Here is a 3,492-nt window from a genome sequence, read left to right as displayed (position 1 = left end):
GAGTAACTAAATGTGTTTACTTCTTGAGAAGTACATCCAGATAGTGCGCTAAGTCCTTGATTTACCATCGCTTTACAGATTTCCAGATTTTCTGTGGATAACTTTGTTGATAGCTTGCCTTGGCGCGTCGCGAAGCCTTGTAAATCAAGGCTTTTCTTAAACTGCCCGGAAAAAAAGCAATTTAAAGTCTCTATATAAATCAACAACTTACGTCCGCTATTGCTTTGATAGCGAAGCATGCCGCCTGCGTTCACCATTGCGGCACCGCAACACGAATTTTGTGCATAAGTCCGGGCGCCATCGCCCGGTTTTGTGCTAGCCATGGTTGAAATCATTCATCCCGTGGCCTTTTCTGGACGTAGGCGGAAAGTTTAGGTACCAGCGGCGCGCATGCTGCGAGAGTGAGCGTGTACTGCGCGCACCAGCACTTCCACACTTTCGGGGGGCGTGTGCTGGCTGATGCCATGCCCCAGGTTGAAAATATGGGCCGGTCCAGGCTCGCTGGCATCAATATGGGGCTTGCCAAAGCTGTCCAGCACGCTTTTCACTTCGGCTTCTATCTGGGTCGGGTTGGCAAACAGCACGTTAGGGTCCAGGTTGCCCTGCAGCGTTTTGGCCTGGGGGCCATTTTCCCCCACCAGAGCCCGCGCCCTGGCCAGGTTGACCGTCCAGTCCAGTCCCAGCACCTCGCAATCGAGCTGCGCCATGGCTTCGAGCCACTGGCCGCCGCCTTTGGTGAAGACGAGGCGGGGGATCTTGACGCCCTCGTGCTCGCGTTTGAGCTGGGCCAGCACGCGGGCCGTGTAGGCCAGGCTGAAGGTTTTGAAGGCCGCGTCGGCCAGCACGCCGCCCCAGCTGTCAAAAATCATCACGGCTTGGGCCCCGGCCTCAATCTGTGCGTTCAGATAGGAGGCAACCGCGTCGGCGTTCACGGCAAGCATTTTGTGCATCAGGTCCGGGCGCTGGTACAGCATGGTCTTGACCAGGCGGTAGTCGTCGGAGCCCGCGCCTTCGACCATGTAGCAGGCCAGCGTCCAGGGACTGCCCGAAAAGCCGATCAGCGGCACGCGGCCGTTCAGGGCTTTGCGGATTGACGTCACGGCGTCAAACACATAGCGCAGCTTGTTCATGTCGGGCACCTCAAGCTTCGCCACTGCCGCCTCATCGCGCACCGGCGTGGCAAAGCGCGGGCCTTCGCCCAGCGCGAAGGACAGGCCCAGGCCCATGGCATCGGGCACGGTCAGGATGTCGCTGAACAGGATGGCGGCATCCAGCGGGTAACGCTCAAGCGGCTGCAGCGTGACTTCGGTGGCGTAGTCGGTGTTGGTGGCCAGGCCCATGAAACTGCCGGCCTGGGCGCGCGTGGCGCGGTACTCAGGCAAATAGCGGCCGGCCTGGCGCATCAGCCAGACGGGAGTGTGGGTGGTGGCCTGGCGCAGGCAGGCGCGCAAAAAGGTGTCGTTTTGAAGGGGTGCGAACATGCCCTGATTGTCTCAGGTGTGAGGCGGGCCCTCCCATCGCGGGATATCCGCAGGGGTGGCACTTGAGCGGGTTCGGATTTACCATGGCCTCATGGGCCCCGCCGGGTCCGAAAGAGGTGTTTCATGCGCATGAACGACCAGGAGTATTTCCGCAGTTGCATCGCCAAGGAGAGGCACCTTGCGCAACTGCTGGGTCATGCGCACATCGAGGAATGCTACGAAAGCGCAGGCACCCTCTGGGACAGCAATCAGGCTTTGCCGCAATGGACGCGCGACTGGCGTGCCTGCGGCCCGCTGATGACGGCCTACGGCATCACGGTGAGCTATGACGCCGGGGGCGCGACGCTCGGGTCCACGACGGTGCATTTCACGGACCACCCTGGCCGCGACCGCGCGGTGATGTATGGCATCGTCAAGGAGGTGATCTTCCGGCTGGAACACCACAAGGCCTCGCCTTTGCCTGCCGTCACCCTTAAATCCGAAGTGTCTTGATGAAGGCTTCGAGCTCGTCGATGGGCAGGGGCTTGCAGAACAGATAGCCCTGGTAGCAGTCGCAACCGTGGCGCGACAGGAAGTCGCGCTGGGCTTCGGTCTCAACGCCTTCCGCCACCACGCCCAGCCCCAGGCTTTGCGCCAGGCCAATGATGGTGCGTGCGATGGCGGCGTCGTTAGGGTCGCGCAGGATGTCTTCCACAAAAGACTTGTCGATTTTCAATTGGTCCAGCGGCAAGCGCTTCAGGCATGAGAGTGAGGAATAGCCCATGCCGAAATCGTCAATGGAAAGGGTCACGCCCATCTTCTTGAGCCGGGCCATTTTGGTGATGGTGACCTCCATGTTCTCCGCCAGCAGGCTTTCGGTCAGCTCCAGCTTGAGCTTGTGCGGGCTGACTTTCGTTTCCTTGAGTGCGGCCATGACAAGGTCCACGAACTCCGGGTGGCGGAACTGCCGCACACTCACGTTGACGGCCACACTGAAGGCTGCGGTCTCGGGGCGGTGGGCCCACGCCGCCAGCTGGCGGCAAGCCGTCTCAAGCGCCCATTGGCCCAGCGGCAGTATCAGCCCGGCCTCCTCAGCCGCCGGAATGAACTCGGACGGCTGCACCAGGCCGCGCCCGCCGTGCTGCCAGCGCAGGAGTGCCTCGACGCCCGTCATGCGCCCGTCGCGCCCTACCTGTGGCTGGTAGTACAGAAGGAACTGCTTTTCGCGCAGGCCCTGGCGCAGGTCCGATTGCAGTGCGGCACTGGCGGTGACGGCGGCCTGCATCGCCGGGTTGAAAAAGCAGATGGTGTTGCGCCCGGCCATCTTGGCCTGGTACATGGCCAGGTCGGCCTGCTTGAGCAGGTCTCCAATGTTGTCCAGGGTCTGGTTGAACGAAGTGATGCCGATACTGCAGGTGCTGTAGTGCTGGTAGCCCGCCAGGCTGTAGGGTTCGCTCAGCGCAGCAAGAATCCGCGCACCCACCGCTTCGGCTTTTGCGGCCGCTGCTTGAGGGTCCTGGCCCAGGTCCTCCAGCATGACCACAAATTCATCCCCGCCCAGGCGCGCCACCGTGTCGGGCGGCTCCAGGCAKGCCGCAAGGCGCTTGGCAACCTGCTGCAGCAACAGGTCGCCTTTCTGGTGGCCCATGGTGTCGTTGAGTGTCTTGAAATTGTCCAGGTCAATGAACATCAGCGCCGCTTCGCGCGGATGCCGGTAGTTGTGGGTAAGCGCCTTCTGGAGCCTGTCCATCAGCAACTGGCGGTTGGGCAATTGTGTGAGCGGATCGTAGAAGGCGAGATGCTTGATTTCGCTCTCCGCCACCTTGCGGCGCGTGATGTCCCGCCCCACGGCAACCCAATGGGTAAAGAACACACCGGCGTCATCGGCGACCGGCACGATGTCGACTTCCATCCAGAAGTGCCTGCCGTTTTTTTTGTAGGTGATGAGCTCGGCCTGAACGGGTTCGCCCTTCTGGAAGGCGGCGCTGATGCGCTGCAGCTCGCTGCGTTGGGTCAACGGCCCGCATAGAAG

Annotated in this window: 4 protein-coding genes; 1 reads left to right on the top strand and 3 read right to left on the bottom strand. The window is 61.4% G+C overall.

The features are described from left to right. Both AC1D1X_RS18700 and hemE read right to left on the bottom strand, forming a co-directional pair. The coding region (locus tag AC1D1X_RS18700; RefSeq protein ID WP_477698858.1) for a hypothetical protein at positions 1-335 on the bottom strand (335 nt) is incomplete at its 3' end. Between the two features lie 36 nt (positions 336-371). Further along, complete coding sequence (gene hemE, locus AC1D1X_RS18695; protein ID WP_477670142.1) at positions 372-1,481, bottom strand: uroporphyrinogen decarboxylase; 1,110 nt, start codon at positions 1,479-1,481, stop codon at positions 372-374. Between the two features lie 123 nt (positions 1,482-1,604). Between hemE and AC1D1X_RS18690 the strand changes: the two genes are divergently transcribed. After that, entirely contained in the window at positions 1,605-1,973 is a 369-nt protein-coding gene (locus AC1D1X_RS18690) for an aminoacyl-tRNA synthetase (RefSeq protein WP_477670141.1), read from the top strand. Here AC1D1X_RS18690 and AC1D1X_RS18685 read toward each other — a convergent pair. After that, the coding region (locus AC1D1X_RS18685; protein WP_477698857.1) for a putative bifunctional diguanylate cyclase/phosphodiesterase at positions 1,954-3,492 on the bottom strand (1,539 nt) is incomplete at its 5' end. The genes AC1D1X_RS18690 and AC1D1X_RS18685 overlap by 20 nt on opposite strands.

Source organism: Polaromonas sp. P1_G4 (assembly GCF_056405475.1).
This window is presented reverse-complemented; position numbering and strand designations above follow the sequence as displayed.